Consider the following 24,168-nt stretch of genomic DNA (forward strand, 5'->3'; position numbering starts at 1 on the left):
GCAGATCAGAGGCGAACGGATAATGGGGCCGCGGCGACAGCCCGCAGCCTATTGCTTGAGGTTCAAGACTTAGGTGCTACTCGCGCGCATGCAACCGCTCAGCCACCTGCGCCGTCAACGCCACACAAGCCATCTTCAGTCCTTCCATAACCCGATCCCCGAGGTACTCCTCGGGCGCGCCGTTCTGCCGAGTCCGCTCCGCAGCCAGCATCAGCTCCGCCACCACACGCAGCCCTGCCAATGCGCAATCCGCATCCGCCAGCTGAAGGCACCGCCCAGGCAGTTGATGCCGTTCCGGCCAAGGCTGGCCATCCGCAGCCGCACCGGTTCCGATGCGGCGCAGCGTGGCGACGAAGGCGTTGGGATCGACGGACGATTCGCGCTCGGGTTCAGCGTTGTCCGGATCGTACTGCGCGTGCAGGGAACGGAAGTCCGATGTGTTCATGGCAATGCTCCGTACAGGACAGATAGCAGCGCCACCAATAAAGGTGGCGGACGGTGCGGGCTCGAAAACCGGTAAATGCCAGACCGGCGGGTCCGAAGACCCCCACGCACCGCCCGCCATGGAACGCGAACGGATTGCCAGCCGACGCCACATAAAAGGTGACGTCGGCTGGCAAGCGCATACAGCTGGCATAAACACGGGTTTTCGAGTCCCGCGCCACCCTTTTCCGGTGGCACGCCAAGGTGTACTCGCATGGTTGCGAGATGCCAAGAAACCGTAGGCCGCAGAGGCCGCAAATGCTGACGCTTACGGCATTGTTGCATGGCGCGCGCGTGGCAGAACCCTTGCGGTGCAGAGGTTTCGGCCGGTGTTAAGTTATCGCCCGAATGCGCATTGAAAGGCACGGTTTGCAGATGATCGGGGTCTCAAAAGCGACAGTCCGCCCGCATGGCTGAGATCCGAAGTTGGCCGATTGCGACACGACTTAACTTTGCAGCGCCACCCCCGGCCGTGGCCACAGTGCATCGTCGCGCTCCAGGTCGTAGTCGCTGCCGAAGGCCAGCGCCGCCTCCCGCGGCGGAAGGTCTGCATAGCAGTCCAGCAGGTATTCATCCATGCCGGCATCGCGATGGTCGATGGCGAACAGGTGGAGAAGTTCCTTGTCGAACGCTTCCAGCCATGCGGGGTCGATCTTGGTCATGGTCATCCTCCTGAGTGCAGGAATAGTGCCTGCACCATCGCGTGCCTCCTACCTGCAGAATGGTCCCGCGCAATGTTCGTCGGCAGGCATCCCAATTCCGCCACGCGGCAATGTGAAGCCAGTTCAGGTCCTGCCGGCCGGTGCGGTGTATAAACTGCCGACACGTGAGTGCCCGAATGCGAGGAACGGATGCGACACCTACTGAGGCCATGGATGGTACTGCTGCCGCTGCTTGTGGGCGGCTGTGGCGCCCAGGCACCCCAGATGTATGGCGACGGTTTCCCTGTCGCCAAGCCGATGGACCTGGTCCATGCAGGTGCGACGGTAGAGGCGCGTTTTGAGCTGCCACCGCCTTGGGAGAAGGATCCCAAACCTCGCACGTTCCTGATCGGTTTCCGTACCGGTGGGCCTGCCAAGCGTCCGGACATGAAGCCGGGCGATGTCGACTTCCTTGAAGACGCCCGGATTCCCCTGAAGGTGCAGCTGTGGAAGCTGGAGGGCGAAACCGAAACGCCCGTAGCGCTACAGGTATTGAATCGCGATCTGCCTGCTGTCTGGCAGGGCAGCCGATATCAACCGGCCAAGGGCGATGTGTACGAGTACAGGAGCGCCGTCGGCGCGGATTCGAACAGCCTGGTCAATGCAGGGAAGTACGACATGTCTCTGGCCTACAGGGAATACGAGGTGGCCCGTGCTGATTCCGCGGATCTCACGCCCGGGAAGTACCGGCTGAAGGTGACCAACCTTCAGAGCAACCCGGACGTTGCACATCTCAACATCGAGCTTCTCGTCGCCAACTACAACGTGAAATAGGACTATGGACAGTCAATCGAATAATGCAGCCGCACCTCAGGAAGGCAAGAAGGGGCCTTACACCGTCACGGTCTACCTCGCTGCTCCGGGGACACCTGTTGCAGGCAAGGATGGCACGACCCACTCATCTTCGGCGGGCCATGCCTACTTCATGGTTGCCGATGGTGAAAAGAAGGACGGATATGGGTTCTCGCCGATAAAAACGGGGATCACCGGCCCTGGGCACGTGGTGAAGGGGGAATTCGAGACCTATCAGAACCCTCGGTTCTCCTACACGCTCGAGATCACCAAGGATCAGTACGACAAATTGAAGGCGTACGGCGAGGCGAGCGTCAATCGCGATCAGGACCGCTTCAATCTCTATTACAACGGGTTGTCCAACAGCTGCGTCGATTATGTGTGGACAGGCCTTGGTCAGGCCGGTTTGCGACCCAAGCTCGAGAAGCCCGATCCCAGCTTCGAAGGGACGATGAAGGTGCTTCCGAACATCGATGCGCTGAAGAGCATTCCGAAGCCGTTCCCCGATAGCAAGCTCAATTCGACGCACGAGAATCCCCTTCCCAAGAAGCAGACCACGTTGCAGAAGCTGCTGACCGAGGTGGAGGGCGAACTGCCGCCGCAGGAGCGGGTGGCTGCACTATCGCCGGAATCACGGCAGCTGTTTGATCGCATGCGATCGGACTTGCCTGAGAAGGTGAGCGATGCACAGGTGATGTCAGCGATGGTTGCTGCGCGGGAGAACGGCATTCACCAGCCGCAACAGTTGCGCGATGTGGTGCTGCAGGAAGAGAAGATCTTCGTGATGGGCACGACGCCTGGCTTCAGGGCCATGGTGGATCTGAACCAGCCTCAGCAAAGCCTTGAAGAGGGGCTGGCCCGTAGTCAGCAGATCGACACGCGGGTGACTGAGCAGACCCGTCAGGAAACGCAGCAGCGCGAGGCGGCGACGCAGACGTCTGGCGGCATGCAGATGGGCTAGTGCGGCCACCCGCGAGCATTCGGGGCGCTGGTACTGCACGCTGGCTCACAAATTCAGCAAGCCGTGATCGGCGCCCTCGATTCCTCCACCTGCCTCCCATCCCACCTATGCCATCATCCGCCCAGGACCGCAGCACCCATCAAGGCTGAACAGGCATGGAGCAGGCAACACGCTACACCGCAACGCTTTATCTGGCCGCCCCCGGCACCCCGCTGAAAAGTGGGGGCATCTCGCCGCGCGGCCATATGTACCTGCAGGTGGCGGCAGGCGACGAGGCCCACAGCTATGGCTTCGCACCGCCGCGCCAGGTCCCGGGCGAAACTCGCTCCGGCGTGCAGTACGCGCAGGTGCGCCACGACGATGCCGACGAGCATCTGCAGCCGTACTACAGCCGCACCCTGGAAATCTCCGAGGAGCACTACGGCTGCCTGCGTGATTTCGCCGAGGAGCCGGCCGAGTTCGAATTCGATGTGGATCGCCCGGCCACCATCAACCGCTGCAGCGATTTCGTCTGGGCGGCGCTGCATTACGCCGGCCTGCATCCGCTGCCAGCGCCGCTGGACGGCGGCAGCAACCTGGGCGAGTTCGCGGTGCTGTTCAACCTGCCGGAAATCCAGTGCATCGCCGCGCCGTTCCCGGGCAGCGATCTGAATGCCGAAACCCACCATGCGATGCCCGAGCGCGAGGCCGAACACCATCGCCAGGGCGACCGTGCCAGCGATGAGCCGCCGCCGACGCCGATCGAAGTGGCCGGCACGCTGCTGGACCCTTCGCATCCCGACCATCGCCTGTTCTCGCAGCTGATCCAGAAGGTGGCCGAGCTGGACGCCGCGCATGGACGTCCATTCGATGCCGCCAGCCAGCGCATCAGTGCCAGCCTGCTGGTGCTGGCCAAGCAGAACAATCTCTCGCGCGTGGACCACGTGCTGCTCAGCCAGCCGACCAAAAACAGCCATGCCGCCGAGAGCATCTTCATCGTGCAGGGTGACCGCAACGACCCGGGGCACCGCCGCGCCAGCATCGCCACCGAGGTGGCGGCCAAGACCGATGTGGCTGATTCGCTGCGGTTGAAGGAGCAGTAATCCGCGCGTCTGCCATGCGCGCGCAGACGCACGCCACGCCCCCCACCTGCTACCATTCCCCGGCAACCCCAGCCAGCCCACCCGCGCAGACAGATGCAGGTCGGGCCGTCGCAGTACGGCCCAGCGAGCCAGGACACCTTCCCGTGCCCATTCAAGGACGCTCGCATGTTCCGTAATCCTCTCTTCCGTTCGGCCGCCCTGGCCCTTGCTGTGTCGCTCAGCCTCGGCGTGCCTTCGGCCTTCGCCGACAACGCGCCTGCCGCCAGCGCCGCAACCGCGGTGCAGCGCCAGGCCGTGGCCAAGGGCCTGTACGAGCTGGCCTACAGCCCGAAGCAGAACGCCGTGTTCGTGGCCTCGTCCGGTGGCTTCGGTGATGACGCCGGCCCGGCCCAGGTGCTGCGCCTGAACCCGACCACGCTGGCTGTGGAAACGCGCATCCCGCTGGAGCGCAAGGCGTTCGGCGTGGTGCTGGATGACGCCCACAATCGCCTGTACGTGGGCAACACCGTGGACCTGTCGGTGACCGTGGTCGACACCGCGCAGAACAAGGCCGTCGGCACCATCCAGCTGATGGAGAAGAAGACCGGCAAGGACGGCAAGGCCGCCTACACCCACGACCTGCGCGAGCTGGTGGTCGACAGCGCCGCCAACCGCCTGTACGTGACCGGCCACAGCAGCCAGCCGGACGTGAGCAGCGTGCTGTTCGTGATCGATACCACCACGCTGAAGGTGATCAACACCATCGACGGCCTGGGCAATGCCAAGGCACCGGGCTTGGCGCTGGATGCGGCCAACAAGCGCGTCTACACCAGCAACCTGCTGGCCGACCTGGTGGTGGTGGGCACCGATTCGAACAAGGTGGTGGCGCAGCACAAGATCGCCGCCGAGCAGCCGATGAACATCGCGCTGGACCCGGCCGGCAAGCGCCTGTTCGTGACCGACCAGGGCTCGGAATTCCTGCGTGGTTACCAGGCCAAGAGCAGCGGCCTGGTCAGCAAGCACCCGGGCCAGCGCGTGCTGGTGCTGGACCGCAGCACCGGCAAGGAACTGGCCAGCATCCCGACCGACGCCGGCCCGCTGGGCATCCTGCTGGACGCACCGCGCAAGCGCCTGTACGTGACCAACCGCGAAGCGGGTACGGTGACCGCCTACAACAGTGACAGCTACCAGAAGGTGGCCACCTACACGGTGCCGACCCACCCGAACAGCCTGGCGCTGGATGCGAAGAACAACGTGTTGTTCGTGAGCATCAAGAACGGCGAGAAGGACGACAAGGGCGCTGACGAGAGCGTGGCGCGGATCCAGCTGTAAGGCGCTGACGCCGGGCCCCGCCCGCCGACGTGCCGCGTGAAGAAGGCAGGGTGCAGACCCTGCCTTCTTCATTGCCCGGTTGCAGTGCCGGAGGCCGCCCGCTAGGGTTGAAGCCCATGGCAGGGAGCCAAAGGGTCTGAATCATGCTGGGTATCCATCGCTGGCTGCGTGCCGGCCTGTTCTTCACGCTGGCGGGCGCACTCGGCGCCTGCAACAGCCGCATACCGGATGCGCCGGAGCCGCTGGATCTGGTCAAGCCGATCGACGTGGCCGAACCCGGCCAGGCGGTGCGGTTCGAGTTCGAGACGAATGCCCGCAACTTCTATCCGGGTCGACCCTATGTGCTGGATCTTGAAGTGCAGCGACATGGACCCGGGCCTGGCAGTGAGCCAGACATGGACAGTGTTCATGTTCCCTTCCAGCTGTCCCTGCAGCGCTGGGTAGCAGGTGCCTGGCAGGACGTTGCAACCTCTGATGTCCATCAGGCAAGGGCGCGCAATCTGGGTGAGCCGCTCCCCGAATGGCATGCATCGGCAGACTGGCGCTACGCGCAGCAAGTATCGATGGACGCCAACCGATACAGGTTGAGCATCGTCCCGCTGCCGCTGGAAACGGGTGCCCGCTACCGCCTGGATGTACGCACGGTGCAGCCCACCGCTGCGCTCCAGCATTACCCGGCACAGCTGCGGGTTCATGCAGACCCACTCTCTGGAAAATAGTCACCATCCCACCGCTGGAAGGAACTGAAGGATTCTTCTTATGGACAAGCCGCGCTACACCGTAGAAATCGTCATTGCCGCACCTGGTACGCCGTTGGTGGACGAGAGAGGTGTACAGAAAGTTGTGGACGGGGTTCCGCAGACATCCGGGCCCGGGCACATGTTCTACGTGCTCCATGGGCCGGACAAGACCACGCGGAGTTTCGGCTTCGCGCCTTCCGAGCATGGAAGCATGAACGGGCCGGGCGAGGTCATGAAGACCGATGCGGCCGAGTACCAGAACCCGCACTACAGCCGCACGCTCGAGATCAGCGAGCAACAGTACAAAAAGCTTGAGGCGTTCGGCGCGCACCCGGACAAGTACGGCTTCGATCTGCAATATAAGGACGTGCGCCACAACTGCGTGGACTTCACCTGGGAAGCACTGAATCACGCCGGCATCGAGCGGAAGAGAAGTATCGACGTGAACGGGCTGGTCGGTCCTGCCGCGCAGCTTCTTCCGGATGTGCGCATTCCCCTGGGCATGAAGGGCGAAGGCAAGGACGCCTATCGCCCGCTGCGCAACATCCACGGCGTCGAAAGCATCGATCCGCCGTTCCCCGACAGCGAGCTCAACCGTACGAAGACCAACCCGATGCCCGATCGCACGTGGAAGCAGCACCTGCTGAGCGAGACCGACGACATGGGTGAGCGCAGCGGTGAGCGATTGGCCAACGACGCACGTGCGCCGGGTGATGCGTTGCATCCGCTGGACCAGCGCGTGCGTGCGGCGCTGGGTGAGGCCGCCGATCGGCAGGGGCTGCCGCCGGGACAGCAGCCCGAACTGCTGGCGGGTCACCTGACGCGCTTGGCGGTGCAGGGTGGCTACACCGAACGCGATACCTTGCAGGTGGCCTTCAGCAGTGGCGGTGCAGCGGATTCGCCGGGCTATGTCTTTCTGCAGCGCATGGGCGAGACCGCATCACCGGACCCGGCGGCGAACCGCCAGCGCCTTTCGCTGGCCGATACCCAGCAGGGCACGGTTGAAGAGGTGTACCAGCTCGCCAGCGTGCAGCATCAGGGCCGCGAGGCCAGCCGCGTCGCGCAGGACGATCAGCTGCAGCAGCAGACGCAGCACGCTCAGCCGCGAATGGGCTGATACAGGGTTTTCCACAGGCGTCGATGGCATCGACGTCTGGTGGCATTCACCCCAGGCGATGCACGGGATTCTGCTGCGGGTCCTGCGCCTGTGCATCCAGCGTCTGCTGCTCAGCCTGCGCCGGCGGCTGCACACCCAGCCCCAGCTTCTGCAGCGACTGCTCCACCGGAGTCTGTACCGCCACAGCGGTCGGCATCATCGCGCGCAGATGCGCGGGGTTGGCCGGGTCGCCCTGCACCACGAAGACGTTGTGCCCGGCCGGGTGCTGGGCCGTCGCAGTGCTGACCAGCACATGGTCGACCTGCTGCAGGCCCTGCTCGCGGGCGAGCACGGTCAGGCTGGCGGTCAGGCGCTCGCTGGTCTGGTCGAACGGACGGCCATGCTGGGCGTCCAGCGCGGCCACGCCCTGGCGGATCTGCTGGTTGAGGCCGTACTCGGGATGGTTGGGGGTGATCTCTGCCATGGCGATCGAACGGTTGCGGTGGGTCGGGGTGGACCCCGCCAGTATAGATCCGGCCCGTGAAGCACGCCCGATGGGTCAGTCCGCTGCGTGATGGTCGTAGCTGATCACCCGTTCGGCCAGCCAGCGCCCGTCCACGCGGCGCCAGACCTGGATGAAGCGGGCCTGGCCGACCCAGCGCTCCACGCCGTCCTTGCCGCGTTCGTGGAAGCGGTGGTCACCGATTTCCAGCGCCCGCTCATCGTGCAGCGGGAACACCTGCAGTGAGGAATCCACCAGCTCGCGGCGCAGGTGCCAGCCGCCCTTGCGCGCGTTGTCGCACATGCTGGCCACGCTGCGGCGGAAGTCCTCACGGTTGCTGGCCGACTTGCCGTCCTTGTCATGGAAGAACTCCATGTCTTCGGTGGTCATCGCGGCGGCCTTGTCGGCATCGCAGGCCTCGAAGGCCACAGCAAACAGCTGGGTATCGGCCTGGCGGATCTGTTCGCGCAGGTCATCGGCGGGCGACGGTGCGGCAGCGAGGCCGGCAGCCAGCAGGGGCAGGGTGAGCAGCAACATGGCGAAACTCCCGGGAGTGATGTGCGCAGGCTGGCATGCCGGTGACCACGGCGGTACGGCGCTGCGACGAAACCGGGAAGGCGCGGTGCGAAGGCCGGGAATGCCGGTGCGGCGCCGTGCGGCGGCGTGTGCAGGCGATGTCACGGGCGGGCGCGATTCCCTCACGGCTGCCATAGGTCGTGGCCGCTAGCCTGCACTCCTCCCCTTCCACAGGAGCTCCCATGCCTGCTTCCCGCATCCGCCTGCATGTTGAAGACAGTGGTGGCGACGGCCGCCCGGTGATCCTGATCCACGGCTGGCCGCTGTCCGCCGATGCCTGGAAGCCACAGGTGTCGATCCTGCGTGATGCACAGCACCGGGTGATCAGCTACGACCGGCGCGGCTTCGGGCGCTCCGACAAGCCGGCCGAAGGCTATGACTACGACACGCTGGCGGCGGACCTGGCGGGGTTGATCGAGGAACGTGACCTACGTGACGTCACCCTGGTCGGTTTCTCGATGGGCGGCGGCGAGGTGGCGCGCTACGTGGCCAACCACGGCCAGGAGCGCCTGCACAGTGTGGTGTTCGCCGCGGCGGTGCCGCCGTTCCTGCTGCGCAGCGACGACAATCCGGACGGCCCGCTGACGCAGGACAAGGCCGATGACATGCGCAGTGGGCTGGAGAACGACCGCGAAGCCTTCTTCGACGGCTTTACCCGCGATTTCTTCAGCGCCAACGGCCAGTTGATGGTGACTGAAGAGACGCGTCAGGCGGCGATCGCGCTGTGCCATCAATCCGACCAGGCGGCGGCGTTGGGCTGCATGAAGGCGTTCGCCACCACCGATTTCCGCGATGACCTGAAGAAGATCACGGTGCCAACCTTGATCCTGCACGGCGACAGTGACGCCATCGTGCCGTTCGAGGGCTCCGGCCAGCGCACCCATGAGGCGATTGCGGGCAGCGAGGTGGTGATCCTGGAAGGCGCGCCGCATGGCTGCAACACCAGCCACGCGGATCATTTCAATCTGGCGCTGCTGAACTTCCTGAAGCGGTAAGCTGCTGCGATGCGCCAGACCAATACACCTCCGTGGAAGAAGCCCAAGCCCAAGGGGCAGGCGCCGCAGCCGCTGTCCGATGCACAGAAGGCAGCGGCGCGGCAGCGGGCGGAGGAGAACGGGCGGCGCTATCCGAACCTGGTGGACAACATGTGGGCGTCGAAGCTGCCGCGAGGAGCGTGATTGGGGGCAGCCGAGCCTGGGCTCGGCTCTACAGGCGAGGCAGTGGCTGCCAGCTTGACTCCCGCCATGGCGCCACGTCGCGCTGCTGCACGTGGATCGCTTCGACCGGCAACCCTGCCAGTCGTGCCAGTTCTGCACGCAGCATTTCAGCGTCCACCGGTCGCGCGATGGCCACCTGCATGCGATCGCCCAGCAGTCGTACCTGCACGGGAACGACGGCATGGGCTTCATGCTCGCCGCCGGTGCGAGCGATCGGGTAGCGCATCGCCGTGGGCCGCCCCAGCTGTGCGAGCGCGGGTTGCCATGCCTGCAGCACGACGGACTGTGCGGCTACGGGAACCTGCACCTCGACGACGGTTCCCGGATAACCGATGAGATTGCCCACCATTACCTGGAAGCGTGCGCCATCGGGCACGGCGATCACGGTGGCGATCAGCACCATCAGCGAGAGGACAGCCGAAGCGAAGTGCCAGCTGCGGGGTGCGGTGGCCGCGCGGCTCGCCGTGCGCAGGCCTGGCTTGCGCCGCAGTTTGCGTGCGTAGATGCGGCGATCCTTCCTGCGGGGGCTGCTGCTGTGCTCGGGCAGGTTCAACGGGACGCGTGGCAGCCGGGCGACGCGGGCCTTGATCAGGCGCGACAGCAGCCACCACGCGAGCACGAACGCCAGCAGTGGCAGCAGCGTCCGCACGACCAGATACAGCATCACCATCAGGATTACCAGGGAAATTTCGGATCCAAACAACCGTGCCATCGTAACGGTGCTGCGTGGTGCGTGTTGCATCCGCCAGCCGACACGCACGGGGCGCTTGGTTAGGATGGCTCTTTGCTGTCATGGATGAACCGATGAGCCCTGCCACGTCCCGAATCCGCCGCATCTTTGGGCAGGGCCCGATCCTGATGATGCTGCAACTGGTCGCGCTGCTGTCCGTCGCGTTGGCAGCGGGCTTCTTCCACTATCGGGTCGACCTGCTGCTGGAGCCGATCAACGCAGCCTGCGGTGGCCCGGATGAGCAGGCACGGTTGCAGGTGGCCGAACAGGTGATGGCACGTGCCGGCGCATTGGATGACTGGCAACCCCTGAGCTGGATTCCGGTGGCAGGCATCGTGCTGGCGTTGCTGGGGGCCATGGCGGTATGCGCGAGCCGCGCGCTGTGGCTGCGCGATCGGCTACGCACGGCGAACCTGGCGCTGATGCTGCTGCACGGTGGCGCACTGGCCTTGGCCGGATGGGTGCTGCACCTGTACGAGAATGCGTGGCGCAATGTGGCTCGGCTGTCACCCACGGCGTGCCTGGTGGAGCTGGTGTCGGAGGGCGATGTACCGCTGGAGCAGTCGCAGCGCGTGGTATTCCACATCCTGACGCGGGTGAACGCTCCTTTGCTGCGCAACCCGGATGATCTGGCGCTGGTGCTGGCGGTGCTGTTGTTGGCCGCGATGGCCGGCGGCGTGGCCCTGTGGCGCGCGATCGCACGGGCCCGGGCGGCACGATCGGCAGGGGCGTAACTGGCATCCGGCGGTGATCTGCGGCAGCCTATGCCGATGAGTACGGATACTTCACACAAGCAGGCCAGCAAGTTCATGAGCCTGGTGTTGCGCCACGAACCAGAGAAGATCGGCCTGCAGCTGGATGCGCAGGGCTGGGCCGATGTCGATGATCTGCTGCAGCGGATGGCCGATCATGGCGTGGCGCTGGACCGGCACACCCTGCAGGCGGTGGTCGAGACCAATGACAAGCAGCGCTTCGCGCTGAGCGACGACGGTCTGCGCATCCGCGCCAGCCAGGGGCATTCGATCCAGGTGGATCTGGGCCTGGAGGCGCTGCAGCCGCCGGCATGGCTGTACCACGGCACGGTGGCTCGCTTCGTCGGTGCCATCCGTGAGCAGGGCCTGCGGCCTGGCGAGCGCCAGCACGTGCACCTGTCGCTGGATCGCCAGACCGCGCAGCAGGTGGGCGCACGCCGCGGTGCGCCGGTCATCCTCAGCGTGAATGCCGGGCGCATGCATGCCGATGGTCATGTGTTCCACCGTTCGGCCAATGGCGTGTGGCTGACCGCGCACGTGCCGCCGCAGTACATCGCCGGCTGAGCACACGCTCGGCGGCGCGCGGCAATCGCGCTACAGTCGACGCCTCGCCACTCCAGGGAAGACCCGATGCGATGCTTGCTGCGTGCGTTGCCGTTGCTGCTGTGTTCGCTGGCGGTACATGCCGCCGAGGTGGACCGCCGGATTGCGGTGACCATCGATGACCTGCCATGGGCACGGCTGGACCAGATTACGCCGCCGGACCTGCAGGCGCGGCATGCGGCGTTGATGGCCCAGCTGCATCAGGCGGGCGTGCCGGTGGTCGGCTTCGTCAACGAGAACAAGCTTGAGGTGGACGGGCAGGCGCAGCCGGCGCGGGTACAGATGCTGCGCGACTGGCGCGATGCGGGCTATGTGCTGGGCAACCACACGTACTCGCACATGGATCTGAATGCGAAGGGCGTGCCGGCGTTCCAGCAGGATTTCCTGCGCGGCGAAACGGTGCTGCGGCCGCTGCTGGCCGAGAAGGGGCAGGCGCCGCAGTGGATGCGCCATCCCTACCTGCGCGCCGGGCGCACCCCGGATGAGCGTGCGCAGATGGACGCGTTCTTCAAGCAGCACGGCTACCGCGTGGCGCCGGTGACGGTGGACAACGGCGAGTGGGTGTGGGCGTTCGCCTATGCCAACGTGATGAACGAGCAGGCGGACTCACCTGCACGCGAAGCGACGCTGGCGCAGCTGCGCAAGGGCTACGTGCCGTACATGCTGAACAAGCTGGACTACTACGAGAACCAGTCACAGGCGTTGCTGGGTTACGCGCTGCCGCAGGTGTGGTTGATGCACGCCAACGAGCTCAATGCGGCGACGTTCGCCGAACTGGTGGCGGCTACCAGGCGCCGAGGCTATCGCTTCATTTCACTGGACGAGGCGATGCGTGACCCGGCCTACGCACGCGGTGCCGAGGGTTACAACGGCCGCTACGGCCCGAGCTGGCTGCACCGTTGGGCGATGGCGGAGAAAAAGCCGAAGGACTTCTACGCCGGCGAACCCGAGGTGCCGGCGTGGGTGATGAAACTGGCAAAGGTCGATTCGGAGTAAGGCTCAGCGCTTGACGGCCAGCACGCCGTCCAGCGCCAGCTCGGCCTTGAAACCGGCCTTCTCCAACCGCTTGGCGACTTCACGCGGGACGTCGCGGCCGCTGGTCAGCTTGTTCGGCGCACCGGTGTAATGGAACAGGCGGCCACCTTTGCGGATGACGCGGGCGAGGTGGTCGTAGAACACCTGCGAGTACAGCTCGCCGGCGATGCCGAAGCGCGGCGGGTCGTGCAGGATCGCGTCGACGCTGTTGCTGGCCACCTGTTCGATCTGCTGCGAGACGTCGCCGTGGCTGAACTGCAGGCGGCCACCGGCGGCAGCCGAGTCCGGATCCGGCGACCATGGGTTGAGCGTGCGCAGCCACATCACATCGGCGTTCTTCTCGAACGAGCGGATCTGGCCGACACCGGCCTCCAGCGCGCACGCGGCGAAGTAGCCCAGGCCGCCGCAGGTATCGAGGATGACCTTGCCGGCGGGGGCGACCAGCTCGACCTTGCGTCGCGCATCCTCGAACGGCGACAGCTTCGAGGTCGGCAGCATCTTGATACCGTCGATCTCGAAGGTCGGTGCGCCCCATTCGGTCGGTACCAGCTTGATCAGTGAGCCGCTGTAGCGCGAGATCGGCTCGAACGCATCGCCATCCCAGTAGTACAGCGTGCGGTCCTTCAGCTTGCCCGGCCACGGGTAGGGCTGGCCGCGGAAGTGGAAGCCGTCGGCGTGCAGTACCACGGTGTCCTGGCTGCGGCCGAGGTCGAGCGAGCCCTGCCATTCGGCGGCGCCCTTGTCATGGGCACGGCGCAGGGTGTCGGCGCTGTCGCGGGTCAGCAGGGGGCCGGTGTAATGGGACACGGCGGGTACCGGGGCGGTTCGGGGGGAGGGCATGGTACCGCAGCTGTTGTAGAGCCGAGTCTACCCATGGCTCCACCATGCCTGCATCCACGCATGGCGTGGATCTACTGCAAACGTAGCCGAGCGTGGGCTCGGCTCTACAGTTCAATCGCACTTCACCGCATACACCAGCCCGGCCCCGATCAGCATCAGCGCCATGTAGTCGCTGTCGCTGGCCTTGTGCAGGGCTCTCGGGCCGCGCTGCCACTGGCCATCGCGACCGAAGGAGACGAAGTACTGGCCGCTTTCCTTGTCGATGCGTAGACCGCCCGAAAGCCAAGGGCCAGCTGGTGAAATCATGAACTGAATGATGTCAGTGATGATTGAAGCCGAATCATTAAGCCCGAGCAGGAGAGGGCGCCTTGGCGCCCTTTCCTCCGTGGCAGGAGCCTGGTATCAGTCGGCCCTGATGGAACCGCGATCGCTTGCGCAGGCGCGCGGTACGCACCCCTCCATCAACGTATTCATGGTCTGCGGAGTATGAGCGAAGCAGAGTACTCTTGCGGTGTGGTTTCCCACGGTATTCGGTGGGTAGTACTCGCTATAGAAGGTTTGGCACCTTCCGTTGTCGATTTGCGCGCTACCTTGGATATTCCCGCTGACAGAGCTGTTGAATCTCACGGTTCCGTAGGAAACGAAGTTCTGGCCGGCTGATACCTGTCCATTTGGTGCATAGGCGAATACATAGTCAGTACTCTTTGCGTCAATAGCACCGTTCGACTCGATGCTTGAGCAATGCCATGCAGCGCTTCCTGGCCCCACCGTGATTGACTCTCCCTTGGCGGGATTCATCCCGATATCTGCGCAGGAAGCCTCGTGGTACCGCTTCGTTGCTTCCGATTGATCATCGTAGCGATATACATACTGACCCTTCGAGTTGCGGGTGAGGGACTGCTCCACACTGACCGTTCCCCCGATGGAGTCAGGCCATTCTGCGCTGCGAACAATTCTCGCTGGGGACTTCGCTTCGTCACCGGTCTGTCCTTCAGCCGGCATTCCATCTGCCGCCTGCATGGATGCTGAGACGATGAACATGAGAGCGGCTAGCTGCGATTTCATCTGGACCTCTCCAATCTGGGTGAGGCTCCATCTTCTCTACTTACCCAGTGGTGCACTGGGTAGCATCACGCAGTTGTTGGGATTTCAAACATTCCTCAAAAATTGCTGTCGCTAATCGCACTTCACCGCATACACCGGCCCAGCCCCGATCAGCATCAGCGCCATGTAGTCGCTGTCGCTGGCCTTGCCCTTCAGCGTCGCGCCCTTGTTGAAGTGGAAGATACCGAAGCCGCCGGCCATGCGGATCAGGGCACTGTCGATCTGATCGGCATCATCACGGAAGTAGCGGCTGATCTCGCTGCGGCTGGCTTTGTGCAGGGCATTGGGCTCGCGCTGCCATTGCTCGCCACGGCTGAAGGAGACGAAGTACTGGCCACCTTCCTTGTCGATGCGGAAGTCAGCGGGTTTGCGCGCGCTGGTGGCGAAGCAGCCCTGCAATGGGTCGGCGGAGAAGGGAAGCCCGGCGTCACCGCTGCAGGCGGTGGTCAGCAGCAGGAGGGCACCGGGCAGCAGCAGGCGGAGCGTGCGCATGGGATGTCCCTACAGGGCAGGTGCGGCTAGTGTAGGCAGCACGCGGGCGCGGCCCGTACAGAAATTCGGCAAGAACACAGGGGTTTTCGGATGGCGCAGGGCAAGGCACCGTGGTGCGGCGTGGGCAGTTGGCTGGGGATCGCTGTGGGGTGGGGTGCAGGCACCGTGGCAGCGCAGGCAGCGGTGGCTGCAGGCGGCAATGGCATGGCCGCAGGGCTGGGCGTGGGCGTGCTGGGTGCGGCGCTGGTGGGCTGCGGCCTGGCGGTGGCCGCGCGCGTGCGCGGTGAGCGCTGGCCGTGGATCGGCATTGCTGGCGCAGTGCTGAGCGCGCTGCCGCTGCTGATGTACCTGCTGCGGATGATGCTGAAGCTGTAGCGGTAGAGTCGAGCCATGCTCGACTCATGGATAGGACCAGCCAGGCATGGCCTGGCTCTACTGGGCAGCGGCGGCCGGCGCATGCCATGCCGGCCAGCGGCCGGCACTACCCGATGTGATTCACGCGCTGCGGTGGATCTCCACGGTTACATGCACCAGCTCTTCGTGGATGGCCAGCGCGTTGCGCACGGTATCGGCATCGAGGCTGGCGTCGCTGGTGACCACGCTGGCGCTGACCGCGTACTTGCCGCGACCCACCTGCCAGACGTGCAGGTCGGCCAGGCGTGCCGGCCACGGGCCCTGTTCGATCACTTCGCGCACTTCGGCCACCACCGGCGCGTCCATCTGCGCGTCGAGCAGGATGCGGCCGCTGTCGCGCAGCAGGCCGATCGCCCAGACCGTCACCAGCACGGCGCCGACCAGGCCCATCACCGGGTCCAGCCAGGTCAGGCCCAGCAGCTTGCCGCCGAGCAGGGCGACGATGGCCAGCACCGAGGTGGCGGCGTCGGCCAGCACGTGCACGTAGGCCGAGCGCAGGTTGAGGTCGTGGCCGTGTGCGTGGCTGTGGTCGTGGTGATCGTGGCCATGCCCGTGGTCATGGCCATGGCCATGGGTATGACCGTGATGATGATGCGCGTGTCCGGGGCTGTCGTGCAGCCACCAGGCGCACAGCAGGTTCACGCCCAGCCCGACTGCCGCGATGGCGATGGCTTCGTTGTAGTGGATCGGCGCCGGCACCCACAGCCGTTCCAGCGATTGCACGGCCATCAGCGCGGCGACGCCGAGCAGGGCGATGGCGCTGGTATAGCCGGCCAGGATCTCGATCTTCCAGGTGCCGAAGGCGAAGCGCGGGTCGTGCGCGTAGCGGCGCGCACAGCGGTAGGCGAACACCGAGAGGCCCAGCGCCAGCGCGTGCGAACTCATGTGCCAGCCGTCGGCGAGCACGGCCATGGAGTTGAACCACCATCCGCCGACGATCTCCACCAGCATCATGCTGACGGTCAGCCACAGGGCGCGGCGGGTGTTGCGTTCGGCCAGCGGATTGCCGTCGTCGAAGCGGTGTTCGTGGCGACGGGCGGCGGCAAGGGCGTCCAAGTGCATGGGAAGACCAGAGGGTGGAAGGATACCCCCATAGGGTATACGATCCATCCATGGCCCATGTACACAAGAATCGAAAGCAGCTGCTGACCCGGGTACGCCGTATCGGCGGCCAGGTGGCGGCATTGGAGCAGGCGCTGGACAGGCCGGAGGGTGAGGCCGGCGACTGTGCGGACGTGCTGGTGCAGGTTGCCGCCGTGCGCGGTGCCGCCCACAGCCTGCTGATGGAGCTGCTGCACGAGCACCTGCAGGAACACGTGGTGGGCGCCGAAGATCCGCAGCAGCGGGCGGACGAGGCCGCGGTGCTGGTGGAGCTGCTTCGTCGCTACGGCAAATGACCGGGTAGTGCCGGCCGCTGGCCGGCACCAGCAGGTTGCGTGCGGCGTTCATGGGGTTGCCGGCCAGCGGCGGGCACTACCCGTGCCGGTGCCGCGCGTTCCAGATGTGCGTGGCGGCCAGCAGCAGGCTGCCGGTGACGGTCATCGGCGTTTCCCAATCGTGCGAGGGCAGCGCCAGCGCGCTGGCCAGCAGCAGGCCGAGCCCGGTGCCGGCGGTGGCCCAGGCCAGCACGGGCAGTGGGTGGCGGCGCTCGGCCCGCCACAGCGCGTAGCCGGTCAGTGGCAGGGCGATGGCCACGAACAGCAGGTGCACCCACTCCGCTTCGGCCCAGGTGCCAAGCAGTGGCAGCGCGGCGGCAAGCAGGGGCAGCGCCAGGCAGTGCAGCAGGCACAGGCTGGACAGGGCGACCGCGCCGGCATCGAGCAGGGCGGCAGAAGGCGACTTCATCGGGGGAGGTTCCTTGCGCGACAATTGTTATACAGTAACATTTCCGTTCCGCAGCCAACCCGCTCCGACATGAACACTGTTTCCCGCGCCGACCGTCGCCTTCCGGTCACTGTGCTGTCCGGCTTCCTCGGGGCCGGCAAGACCACCCTGCTCAACCAGATCCTGCGCAACCGCGAGGGCCTGCGCGTGGCGGTCATCGTCAACGACATGAGCGAGGTCAACATCGATGCGCAGCTGGTGCGCGAGGGTGGCGCCGAACTGCGCCGCACCGAAGAGACGCTGGTGGAATTCAGCAATGGCTGCATCTGCTGCACGCTGCGCGACGACCTGCTGCAGGAAGTGCGGCGGCTGGCCGATGCCGGTCGCTACGACTACCTGCTGATCGAGTCGACCGGAATCGGTGAACCGATGCCGGTGGCGGCCACCTTTGCGGTACGCGACGAGCAGGGCTTCAGCCTGAGTGACATCGCGCGCCTGGACACGATGGTGACGGTGGTGGATGGCAGCGCGTTCCTGGCCGACTTCGGTTCGACGCTGCGCCTGGCCGAGCGCGGGCAACAGGCCGGGCCAGACGACGATCGCGGCGTGGTCGACCTGCTGTGCGAGCAGGTGGAGTTCGCCGATGTGATCGTGGTCAGCAAGGTCGACCAGGTGGATGACGAAGTGCTGCAGGACACGCTGGCCGTGCTGCGTGGCTTGAACCGCGACGCGAAGCTGTTGCTGTCCAGCTTCGGTGATGTGCCGCTGGCCGAGTTGCTGGACACCGGCCGCTTCGATTACGAGCGTGCGCAACGTGCGCCGGGTTGGGTGAAGGAACTGCGTGGCGAGCACACACCCGAAACCGAGGAGTACGGCATCGCCAGTTTCGTCTACCGCTCGCGGCGACCGTTCCATCCTGCGCGCTTCGCCCGCGCGCTGCAGTCGGGCATGCCCGGCGTGATCCGCAGCAAGGGCTGGTTCTGGCTGGCCAACCGCATGGACTGGGTGGGCGAGCTGAACACCGTGGGTGCCGCGACGCGGACGCAGGCGGCGGGATTCTGGTACGCCGCGCGCGATCGCGTGCGCGCCGGGCTGGAAGACACCGCGCCGTTGCTGCCGCCGACGCCGCTGCCTTACAGCGACCTGGGGTGGGCGCGGCAGCAGGCCGACTGCTGGAGCGCGCCGTTGCCGGGGCTGGAAGAATTCCCGGATGCGGCCGCGCATTCGGCGATGCAGCGGCTGTGGCACCCGTTGTGGGGGGATCGCCGCCAAGAGCTGGTGGTGATCGGCGTGCACATGGATGAGCGCGCGGTGCGCGCGGAACTGGATGCCTGCCTGCTCAACGAACAGGAGCTGCGCGCCGGCCCGTTGCTATGGCATCAGCTGCCGCAGGCGTTCCCGGTGTGGAAGCGCTGAGCGGGCGTTGAGGGTGCGGGGTGTGCCGGCCAGCGGCCGGCACTGCCCGCCATGCATCCATCCACGCATGGCGTGGATCTACAAGGCGTCGCGCCACTGCCAGCCATCGGCACCGACCTGCAACACCTGCGTCGGCTGCAGCGCCTGCAGCAGGTGCCGGTCGTGGCTGACCATCATCAGGGCACCCGGCCATGCCGCCAGCAGTTCTTCCAGTGCCTGCAACGCGCTCAGGTCCAGTGCGTTGCCGGGCTCGTCCAGCAGCAGCAGCTGCGGTGCGGGGTCGGCATACAGCACGCTGGCCAGCGCGCCTTTCACCCGTTCGCCATCGCTGAGGCTATGGGCTGCACGCTGGATGCGCTGCGCGTCCAGCCCGAGCAGGGCCAGCCGTGTGCGCAGTTCACCCGCATCAGCCGCCGGGTTGGCGGCCTGCACGGTGTCGAGAATGCTGCACTCGCCGGACAACCCCAGCAGCTGCTGGTCGAGCAGCGCCAGCGGTGCATGGCGTTGCACGGTGCCGCTGCGTGCAGGCAGCTGGCCGGCCAGCACGCGCAGCAGCGTGGACTTGCCACTGCCGTTGTCACCGACCACGGCGATGCGCTGCCCTCGACGGATCTCCAGCTGCAACGGTGCACTGCAGCCATGCGGCAAAACCAGCGAGTCCACCTGCAGAAGGCGTGCGCTGCCGCGTTCACCCTCACCGGCAAACAGTGCCAGTTCCGGCGCGGCCTGAACCGCCGAGGCTGCAGCGCGCAGCTGGTCTGCGCTGACCTGCAGGCGCTCGGCCTGTACCTGCTGCGCGCGGCCGTGGCTGGCCTCGGCACGCTGCTTCTGCCGGCCAAGCAGGATCGGTGCCTGGTTGGCCTGCTTTGCATCGCGGTTGCCACGTGCCTGGCGTTGCTGCTGGCGTTCGTGTTGTTCGCGCGCGCTGCGTTGCTGCTGCCGGTGCTGGGCGCGCGCATGGTCGAGCTGTGCAGCAGCGGCTTCGCGTTCGGCGGCACGCGCGTCGGCGTAGTGCTGCCACGGCCCGCCATAGCGATGCAGCCCGCGCGCGTCGAGCTCAACGATCTGCTGCATCTGCGCCAGCAGCTCGCGATCATGGCTGATCACCAGCAGGCCACCGCGCCACTGCTGCAGCTGTTGGTACAGCTGCTGGCGATGGCGTGCATCGAGGTGGTTGCTGGGCTCGTCCAGGATCAGCCAATCGGCGCCGCTGGCCCAGGCGCCGGACAGCGCCACCTGCATGGCCTGGCCGCCACTGAGGCGCGCGGCGGGTTGGGCGGGATCGAGATCGTCGGGCAGCCGTAGCGCCTGCCATTGCTGCTGCAGGCGCTCGCGCAGATCCCAACGCTCGCCAACACAGGCGAAGTCGGTCTCGTCCACGCTGCCGGCTTCGATGCGTTGCAGTGCGGCCAGTTCCGGGCCTACGCCGGCCAGTTCGCCAACCGTGCCGGTGGGGGGATAGCCGGGCGTCGGCAGCAGGAACACGCGGCCGCTGCTGCGTATCTGCCCGCTGTCGGGCAGCAGGTGGCCGGCCAGCAGGCGTGCGAGCACGCTTTTGCCGGTGCCATTGGCACCGACCAGGCCGGTGGCGACCGGTTCGAAGGAAAACGACAGATCGGAAAACAGTGGGCGGCCGTCGGCCAGCCGATACGACACGCGATCGAGCGTGAGGGAATGTGTGGTCATGCGACCTCCATGGATGCCGGGTTCTCCCCTGCGCGCAGGGGCGGGAAGAGTCAGGCCGTCTGGTGGGAAGACGGCGGCATCAATGGCGCATTGGTCGCGAGCCTCTTGGAGGAATGAGCGGGCAGTATAGCGGGGCTGGCTGAATGGTCGGGTGTGGCACCGCCCGGCATGGCCGACGCTACAAGGCATCCACGCATGGCGTGGATCTACTGCACGAGGCACGCATGGCGTGGATCTACTGTGGGCCGGGCATGGGGGCGCGCCTAGGGCACGGTCTCCAGGCGGGCACTGACGAAATCGATGAACACCCGCAGCTTCGGCAGTACGTGGCGGCCCGAGGGCCACAGCAGGTGGAAGATGCCGCAGGAATGCACGTGTTCGTCCAGCACGGTAACCAGGCGGCCGTCGGCCAGCGCATCGCGCACCGAGTGCACCGGCACGAAGGCCAGGCCGACGTGGCGCAGCGACAGCGCCACCCGCGCCTCGATGGTGTTGGCCACCATGTGTACCGGCAGCTCCTGCGGGGTTTCCTCATCGGGCCAGTGGATCGGCCACAGTTCCAGCTTGCCGGTGCTGGGGAAGCGGTAGTGCAGCAGCGTGTGCTGCAGCAGTTCAGTGGGTGTGCGTGGCGTACCGCGGCGCTGCAGGTAGGCCGGCGAGGCGACGATGCGGCGTGGAAACACCCCCAGGCGACGTGCGTTCATGCGCGAATCGCTGGGTTCACCGACACGCAGCACTGCATCGAAACCTTCCTCGATGACATCGACCAATCGGTCGCTGAAGTCGAGGTCAAGGCGGATGTCCGGATACGCGGCCATGAATTCGGCCATCAACGGCAGGGTGAGGTCGCCCACCAACGGCAGGCCGATGCGCAGCGTGCCGCTCGGTGCAGCGTGCGGTTGCGCCAGTTCGGTGCGCGCGGCATCGCGCTCGTCGAGGATGCGCCGGCAGCGTGCCAGGAACAGCTGGCCCTCGGCGGTGAGGGTGATGCTGCGCGTGCTGCGGTGGAACAGGCGCACGCCCAGTGCGTGCTCCAGCCGGGCAACGCACTTGCCGGCGGCCGAGGCGGAGATGCCCTGCAGGCGCCCGGTCTCGACGAAGCTGCGGGTGTCGGCGGCGTGCACGAAGGTCTGCAGGTTGGCGAGGTTGTCCAGGACTGACATGGGCGTGCGGGCGATGAAAGCAGCAGGGTAGGGGCGCGCGATCGCGGCGGGCGGCGCCGCCACCGCAACACTGTGGTGCGGGGCGGGTGGCCGGCCGTTGCGGCCTTTCAGTTCCGGCCATGATGCCGATTGCGGACTGCACGGTCCATGATGCCCGGAGCGGCAACCGGCTTTTTGCGCCGTGCCGTGCCGCCTAACGTGGCGGGCCTCTCCCCACGGATCACCGCGATGCATGCCGCTCTTTCCCTTGAACCCGCACCGACGCTGCCCTCGGTGCAGCAGCTGCTGCAGCAGGTCCACCCCCTGCGCCTGGTCGGTGCGGTGGTGCTGGTGTGCGAGCACGGCATGCTGCGCCATGCCAGCGCGACCGGGCTGGCCGATCGCGAATCGGCCCTGCCGATGCAGCGCGACCAGCTGTTCCGGCTGGCATCGGTCAGCAAGCCGCTGTTGGCCACGGTGATCCTGCGCCTGGTAGCCGAGGGCGTGCTCGACCTCGATGCGCCGGTGCAGCGTTGGTTGCCGGAGTTCCGCCCGGCGCTGGCCGATGGCCGCACGCCGCCGATCAGCCTGCGCCAGCTGCTCAGCCACAGCAGCGGGCTGGGCTACCGCTTCCTGGAAGCCGATGCGGAGGGCCCCTATGCGCGCGCTGGGGTCAGCGATGGGCTGGATGCGAACCCGCTTTCCCTGGCCGAGAACGTACGCCGGATCGCGCAGGCACCGCTGCTGTTCGAGCCGGGCAGCCAATGGCTGTACTCGTTGGGCGTGGATGTGGCCGGTGCGGTGGCCGAAGCCGCGACCGGTGAAACGCTGCAGGTGCTGCTCGAGCGTTTGCTGGCCGCCCCCTTGGGCCTGCGTGATACCGCGTTCGCCACGCGCGAGGGTGCGCGGTTGGCCACGCCCTATGTGAGCGACACGCCGCAGCCGCATCGCCTGCGCGAAGGCGAGGTGGTCGCGCCGTTCGAAGGTACGGTCGGCATCGAGTACAGCCTTGCGCGTGCCCTTGATGCCAGCCGTTTCGCTTCCGCCGGCGCCGGCCTGGTGGGGACTGCCGATGAGGTGATGGTGGTGCTGGAGGCCTTGCGTGATGTGCAGCGCTCCGGCCTGCTGCCGCCCGCGCTGGCGGCAGAGATGGCCAGCCCACAGGTGGGCGAGCAGGGGCCGCCGGAACCGGCTGGCTGGGGCTTCGGGCTGGGCTTTGCGGTGTTGCGCGATGCTGCCGCCAGTGGCACGCCGCAGCGCGAAGGGACTTGGCGCTGGGGCGGCGCCTATGGTCACAGCTGGTTCGTCGACCCGTCGCGTGGGCTGAGCGTGGTGGCGCTGACCAACACCCTGTACGAAGGCATGGATGGGGCCTTCGTCGATGAGCTGCGTGATGCGGTGTACGCCGATCTGGAGACCGTCCGATGAGTGGCCATGCCATTGATGCGGCCAGCCCGGCCGGTGAGGCTACGCGTCTGCCATGGGCGGGCCTGCTGGCGTTGGCCGGCGGTGGCTTCATCACCCTGCTGACCGAGACCCTGCCGGCCGGTGTACTGCGTCCGATGGGCGACAGCCTGGGCGTGAGTGATGCGGCGGTCGGCCAGCTGGTGAGCGTGTATGCGCTGGGCTCGGTGATGGCCGCGCTGCCGATGACCGCGCTGACCCAGCGCCTGCCGCGGCGTCCGCTGTTGCTGGCCGCCGTTGCCGGTTTCGTGGTGGTCAACACGCTGACCGCGCTGAGCAGCAGTTACGCGCTGATCCTCGCCGCGCGGTTCCTGGCCGGCGTGAGCGGTGGCCTGCTGTGGTCGCTGGTGGCCGGTTACGCGGCGCGCATGGTGGTGCCCTCGTTGCAGGGGCGGGCGATCGCGGTGGCGATGGTGGGATCACCCTTGGCGCTGTCGTTGGGGGTGCCGGCCGGCACGCTGCTTGGCCAGCAGATCGGCTGGCGCTGGGCGTTCGCGTTGATGAGCGTGCTGGGCGTGGGTCTGCTGGCATACGCGCGCTGGACACTGCCGGCGCTGCCGGCGGCCGGTGCCGGCCAGCGCACCTCGCTGGCCACGGTCTGGCGGATGCCCGGCGTGCGCAGCACGCTGCTGGTGATGGTGCTGTACGTGCTGGCACACAACGTGCTGTACACGTACATCGAGCCGCTGGCGGTCGACGCGGGGGCCGGTGCATGGCTGGACCGGCTGCTGCTCGCCTTCGGCGTGGCGGCGATTGCCGGCATCGGTATTGCTGGCTGGGGTGTGGATCGCCACCTGCATGTACTGGTGTGGGCGGCGGTAGTCGGCTTCATCGTGCCGGTTCTGGCCTTGCTGGTGTGGCCGGGCGTGGCGAGCGCGCTGCTGCTGGCGACGATCCTGTGGGGCGTGGCGTTCGGCGCGGTGCCGACGCTGTTCCAGACCGCACTGGCACGCCGTGCGGGTGCCGCCGCAGACCTGGCGCAGTCAATGCTGGTGACCGGCTGGAACCTGGCCATTGCTGCCGGCGGCGTGGCAGGCGGCGTGCTGCTGCAGGCCAGCGGCACGAGCCAGCTGGGATGGCTGCCGTTGCTGTTGCTGGCGGTGACCGTGGCGTGGCTGCTGGCACGGCCGAAGGCGTGGGCGTAGGCGGCCGATCAGTGTCACGTGGTGCCGGCCAGCGGCCGGCACTACCGTGGTCCGCGCCAT

General features: G+C 66.5%; 29 protein-coding genes. 16 read left to right on the forward strand and 13 right to left on the reverse strand.

What is annotated here, in order from left to right:
• Nucleotides 1-76: 76 nt before the first annotated feature.
• Both ACUZUJ_RS02100 and ACUZUJ_RS02105 read right to left on the reverse strand, forming a co-directional pair.
• Nucleotides 77-445 carry a hypothetical protein gene (locus ACUZUJ_RS02100; RefSeq protein WP_458220859.1) on the reverse strand — a complete coding sequence of 123 codons (369 nt, stop codon included), beginning with the start codon at nt 443-445 and terminating at the stop codon, nt 77-79.
• 484 nt (nt 446-929) lie between these two features.
• A complete protein-coding gene (locus ACUZUJ_RS02105; RefSeq protein WP_458220860.1) occupies nt 930-1,145 on the reverse strand; it encodes a hypothetical protein in 216 nt (71 codons plus the stop codon).
• A 213-nt stretch (nt 1,146-1,358) separates the two neighbouring features.
• On the opposite strand from ACUZUJ_RS02105, the gene ACUZUJ_RS02110 reads away from it, so the two are divergent.
• The 6 genes from ACUZUJ_RS02110 (at nt 1,359) to ACUZUJ_RS02135 (ending at nt 7,187) form a co-directional block, all read left to right on the forward strand.
• The gene (locus ACUZUJ_RS02110) at nt 1,359-1,958 is read left to right on the forward strand and encodes a hypothetical protein (RefSeq protein ID WP_458220861.1); all 600 of its coding nucleotides are present in this window, start codon (nt 1,359-1,361) and stop codon (nt 1,956-1,958) included.
• 4 nt (nt 1,959-1,962) lie between these two features.
• Nucleotides 1,963-2,937 carry a lytic enzyme gene (locus tag ACUZUJ_RS02115; protein ID WP_458220862.1) on the forward strand — a complete coding sequence of 325 codons (975 nt, stop codon included), beginning with the start codon at nt 1,963-1,965 and terminating at the stop codon, nt 2,935-2,937.
• Between the two features lie 155 nt (nt 2,938-3,092).
• Nucleotides 3,093-4,019 carry an XVIPCD domain-containing protein gene (locus ACUZUJ_RS02120; protein WP_458220863.1) on the forward strand — a complete coding sequence of 309 codons (927 nt, stop codon included), beginning with the start codon at nt 3,093-3,095 and terminating at the stop codon, nt 4,017-4,019.
• Nucleotides 4,020-4,184: 165 nt separating this feature from the next.
• Nucleotides 4,185-5,330 (forward strand): YncE family protein, encoded by a 1,146-nt coding sequence (locus tag ACUZUJ_RS02125; RefSeq protein WP_458220864.1) that lies wholly within the window; start codon nt 4,185-4,187, stop codon nt 5,328-5,330.
• Between the two features lie 143 nt (nt 5,331-5,473).
• A complete protein-coding gene (locus ACUZUJ_RS02130) occupies nt 5,474-6,049 on the forward strand; it encodes a hypothetical protein (RefSeq protein WP_458220865.1) in 576 nt (191 codons plus the stop codon).
• A gap of 160 nt (nt 6,050-6,209) precedes the next feature.
• The gene (locus tag ACUZUJ_RS02135) at nt 6,210-7,187 is read left to right on the forward strand and encodes a hypothetical protein (protein WP_424143750.1); all 978 of its coding nucleotides are present in this window, start codon (nt 6,210-6,212) and stop codon (nt 7,185-7,187) included.
• A 46-nt stretch (nt 7,188-7,233) separates the two neighbouring features.
• Here the strand turns inward: ACUZUJ_RS02135 and ACUZUJ_RS02140 are convergent, their stop codons facing one another.
• Both ACUZUJ_RS02140 and ACUZUJ_RS02145 read right to left on the reverse strand, forming a co-directional pair.
• Nucleotides 7,234-7,650, reverse strand: coding sequence for an XVIPCD domain-containing protein (locus ACUZUJ_RS02140; protein ID WP_458220866.1), 417 nt, complete (start codon nt 7,648-7,650; stop codon nt 7,234-7,236).
• A 75-nt stretch (nt 7,651-7,725) separates the two neighbouring features.
• Nucleotides 7,726-8,205 (reverse strand): nuclear transport factor 2 family protein, encoded by a 480-nt coding sequence (locus tag ACUZUJ_RS02145; protein ID WP_101764829.1) that lies wholly within the window; start codon nt 8,203-8,205, stop codon nt 7,726-7,728.
• A 221-nt stretch (nt 8,206-8,426) separates the two neighbouring features.
• Here ACUZUJ_RS02145 and ACUZUJ_RS02150 point away from each other — a divergent pair, with 221 nt between their 5' ends.
• Entirely contained in the window at nt 8,427-9,239 is an 813-nt protein-coding gene (locus ACUZUJ_RS02150) for an alpha/beta fold hydrolase (protein ID WP_101764830.1), read from the forward strand.
• Nucleotides 9,240-9,248: 9 nt separating this feature from the next.
• Entirely contained in the window at nt 9,249-9,422 is a 174-nt protein-coding gene (locus ACUZUJ_RS02155; protein ID WP_182474440.1) for a hypothetical protein, read from the forward strand.
• A gap of 28 nt (nt 9,423-9,450) precedes the next feature.
• On the opposite strand, the gene ACUZUJ_RS02160 is transcribed toward ACUZUJ_RS02155, so the two are convergent.
• Nucleotides 9,451-10,131 carry a hypothetical protein gene (locus ACUZUJ_RS02160; RefSeq protein ID WP_458220873.1) on the reverse strand — a complete coding sequence of 227 codons (681 nt, stop codon included), beginning with the start codon at nt 10,129-10,131 and terminating at the stop codon, nt 9,451-9,453.
• A 134-nt stretch (nt 10,132-10,265) separates the two neighbouring features.
• Here ACUZUJ_RS02160 and ACUZUJ_RS02165 point away from each other — a divergent pair, with 134 nt between their 5' ends.
• From ACUZUJ_RS02165 to ACUZUJ_RS02175, 3 genes are all read left to right on the forward strand, one after another.
• Nucleotides 10,266-10,925: a hypothetical protein gene (locus ACUZUJ_RS02165; protein ID WP_080347471.1), complete on the forward strand. Its 660-nt coding sequence runs from the start codon at nt 10,266-10,268 to the stop codon at nt 10,923-10,925.
• A gap of 36 nt (nt 10,926-10,961) precedes the next feature.
• Complete coding sequence (locus ACUZUJ_RS02170) at nt 10,962-11,507, forward strand: RNA 2'-phosphotransferase (protein ID WP_049443664.1); 546 nt, start codon at nt 10,962-10,964, stop codon at nt 11,505-11,507.
• A gap of 66 nt (nt 11,508-11,573) precedes the next feature.
• Nucleotides 11,574-12,542: a polysaccharide deacetylase family protein gene (locus tag ACUZUJ_RS02175; RefSeq protein WP_101764832.1), complete on the forward strand. Its 969-nt coding sequence runs from the start codon at nt 11,574-11,576 to the stop codon at nt 12,540-12,542.
• A gap of 3 nt (nt 12,543-12,545) precedes the next feature.
• Here the strand turns inward: ACUZUJ_RS02175 and ACUZUJ_RS02180 are convergent, their stop codons facing one another.
• From ACUZUJ_RS02180 to ACUZUJ_RS02195, 4 genes are all read right to left on the reverse strand, one after another.
• On the reverse strand, nt 12,546-13,388 hold the full coding sequence (locus ACUZUJ_RS02180) for a class I SAM-dependent methyltransferase (RefSeq protein ID WP_458220867.1): 843 nt from the start codon (nt 13,386-13,388) through the stop codon (nt 12,546-12,548).
• Nucleotides 13,389-13,532: 144 nt separating this feature from the next.
• Nucleotides 13,533-13,727: a hypothetical protein gene (locus ACUZUJ_RS02185; protein ID WP_101764834.1), complete on the reverse strand. Its 195-nt coding sequence runs from the start codon at nt 13,725-13,727 to the stop codon at nt 13,533-13,535.
• A 96-nt stretch (nt 13,728-13,823) separates the two neighbouring features.
• On the reverse strand, nt 13,824-14,486 hold the full coding sequence (locus ACUZUJ_RS02190; protein ID WP_158297977.1) for a hypothetical protein: 663 nt from the start codon (nt 14,484-14,486) through the stop codon (nt 13,824-13,826).
• Between the two features lie 111 nt (nt 14,487-14,597).
• Nucleotides 14,598-15,017, reverse strand: coding sequence for a hypothetical protein (locus ACUZUJ_RS02195; RefSeq protein ID WP_101764835.1), 420 nt, complete (start codon nt 15,015-15,017; stop codon nt 14,598-14,600).
• A gap of 90 nt (nt 15,018-15,107) precedes the next feature.
• On the opposite strand from ACUZUJ_RS02195, the gene ACUZUJ_RS02200 reads away from it, so the two are divergent.
• Nucleotides 15,108-15,392: a hypothetical protein gene (locus ACUZUJ_RS02200; RefSeq protein ID WP_014035798.1), complete on the forward strand. Its 285-nt coding sequence runs from the start codon at nt 15,108-15,110 to the stop codon at nt 15,390-15,392.
• A 120-nt stretch (nt 15,393-15,512) separates the two neighbouring features.
• Here the strand turns inward: ACUZUJ_RS02200 and dmeF are convergent, their stop codons facing one another.
• Nucleotides 15,513-16,493, reverse strand: coding sequence for a CDF family Co(II)/Ni(II) efflux transporter DmeF (dmeF, locus tag ACUZUJ_RS02205; protein ID WP_101764836.1), 981 nt, complete (start codon nt 16,491-16,493; stop codon nt 15,513-15,515).
• Nucleotides 16,494-16,543: 50 nt separating this feature from the next.
• On the opposite strand from dmeF, the gene ACUZUJ_RS02210 reads away from it, so the two are divergent.
• The gene (locus tag ACUZUJ_RS02210) at nt 16,544-16,828 is read left to right on the forward strand and encodes a metal-sensing transcriptional repressor (protein WP_049443556.1); all 285 of its coding nucleotides are present in this window, start codon (nt 16,544-16,546) and stop codon (nt 16,826-16,828) included.
• A gap of 76 nt (nt 16,829-16,904) precedes the next feature.
• Here the strand turns inward: ACUZUJ_RS02210 and ACUZUJ_RS02215 are convergent, their stop codons facing one another.
• Complete coding sequence (locus ACUZUJ_RS02215) at nt 16,905-17,276, reverse strand: MerC domain-containing protein (protein ID WP_458220868.1); 372 nt, start codon at nt 17,274-17,276, stop codon at nt 16,905-16,907.
• Nucleotides 17,277-17,345: 69 nt separating this feature from the next.
• Between ACUZUJ_RS02215 and ACUZUJ_RS02220 the strand changes: the two genes are divergently transcribed.
• Nucleotides 17,346-18,671, forward strand: a complete 1,326-nt coding sequence (locus tag ACUZUJ_RS02220) for a GTP-binding protein (protein WP_101764837.1) — start codon at nt 17,346-17,348, stop codon at nt 18,669-18,671.
• A gap of 78 nt (nt 18,672-18,749) precedes the next feature.
• Here ACUZUJ_RS02220 and ACUZUJ_RS02225 read toward each other — a convergent pair whose 3' ends face one another.
• Nucleotides 18,750-20,357 carry an ATP-binding cassette domain-containing protein gene (locus ACUZUJ_RS02225; RefSeq protein WP_458220869.1) on the reverse strand — a complete coding sequence of 536 codons (1,608 nt, stop codon included), beginning with the start codon at nt 20,355-20,357 and terminating at the stop codon, nt 18,750-18,752.
• Between the two features lie 263 nt (nt 20,358-20,620).
• Nucleotides 20,621-21,520, reverse strand: coding sequence for a LysR family transcriptional regulator (locus ACUZUJ_RS02230; protein WP_458220870.1), 900 nt, complete (start codon nt 21,518-21,520; stop codon nt 20,621-20,623).
• A gap of 228 nt (nt 21,521-21,748) precedes the next feature.
• Between ACUZUJ_RS02230 and ACUZUJ_RS02235 the strand changes: the two genes are divergently transcribed.
• A complete protein-coding gene (locus tag ACUZUJ_RS02235) occupies nt 21,749-22,927 on the forward strand; it encodes a serine hydrolase domain-containing protein (RefSeq protein ID WP_458220871.1) in 1,179 nt (392 codons plus the stop codon).
• On the forward strand, nt 22,924-24,108 hold the full coding sequence (locus tag ACUZUJ_RS02240) for an MFS transporter (RefSeq protein WP_458220872.1): 1,185 nt from the start codon (nt 22,924-22,926) through the stop codon (nt 24,106-24,108). Before ACUZUJ_RS02235 ends, ACUZUJ_RS02240 begins: the two co-directional genes overlap by 4 nt.
• Nucleotides 24,109-24,168 lie beyond the last annotated feature (60 nt).

This window comes from Stenotrophomonas sp. S4, assembly GCF_054187805.2.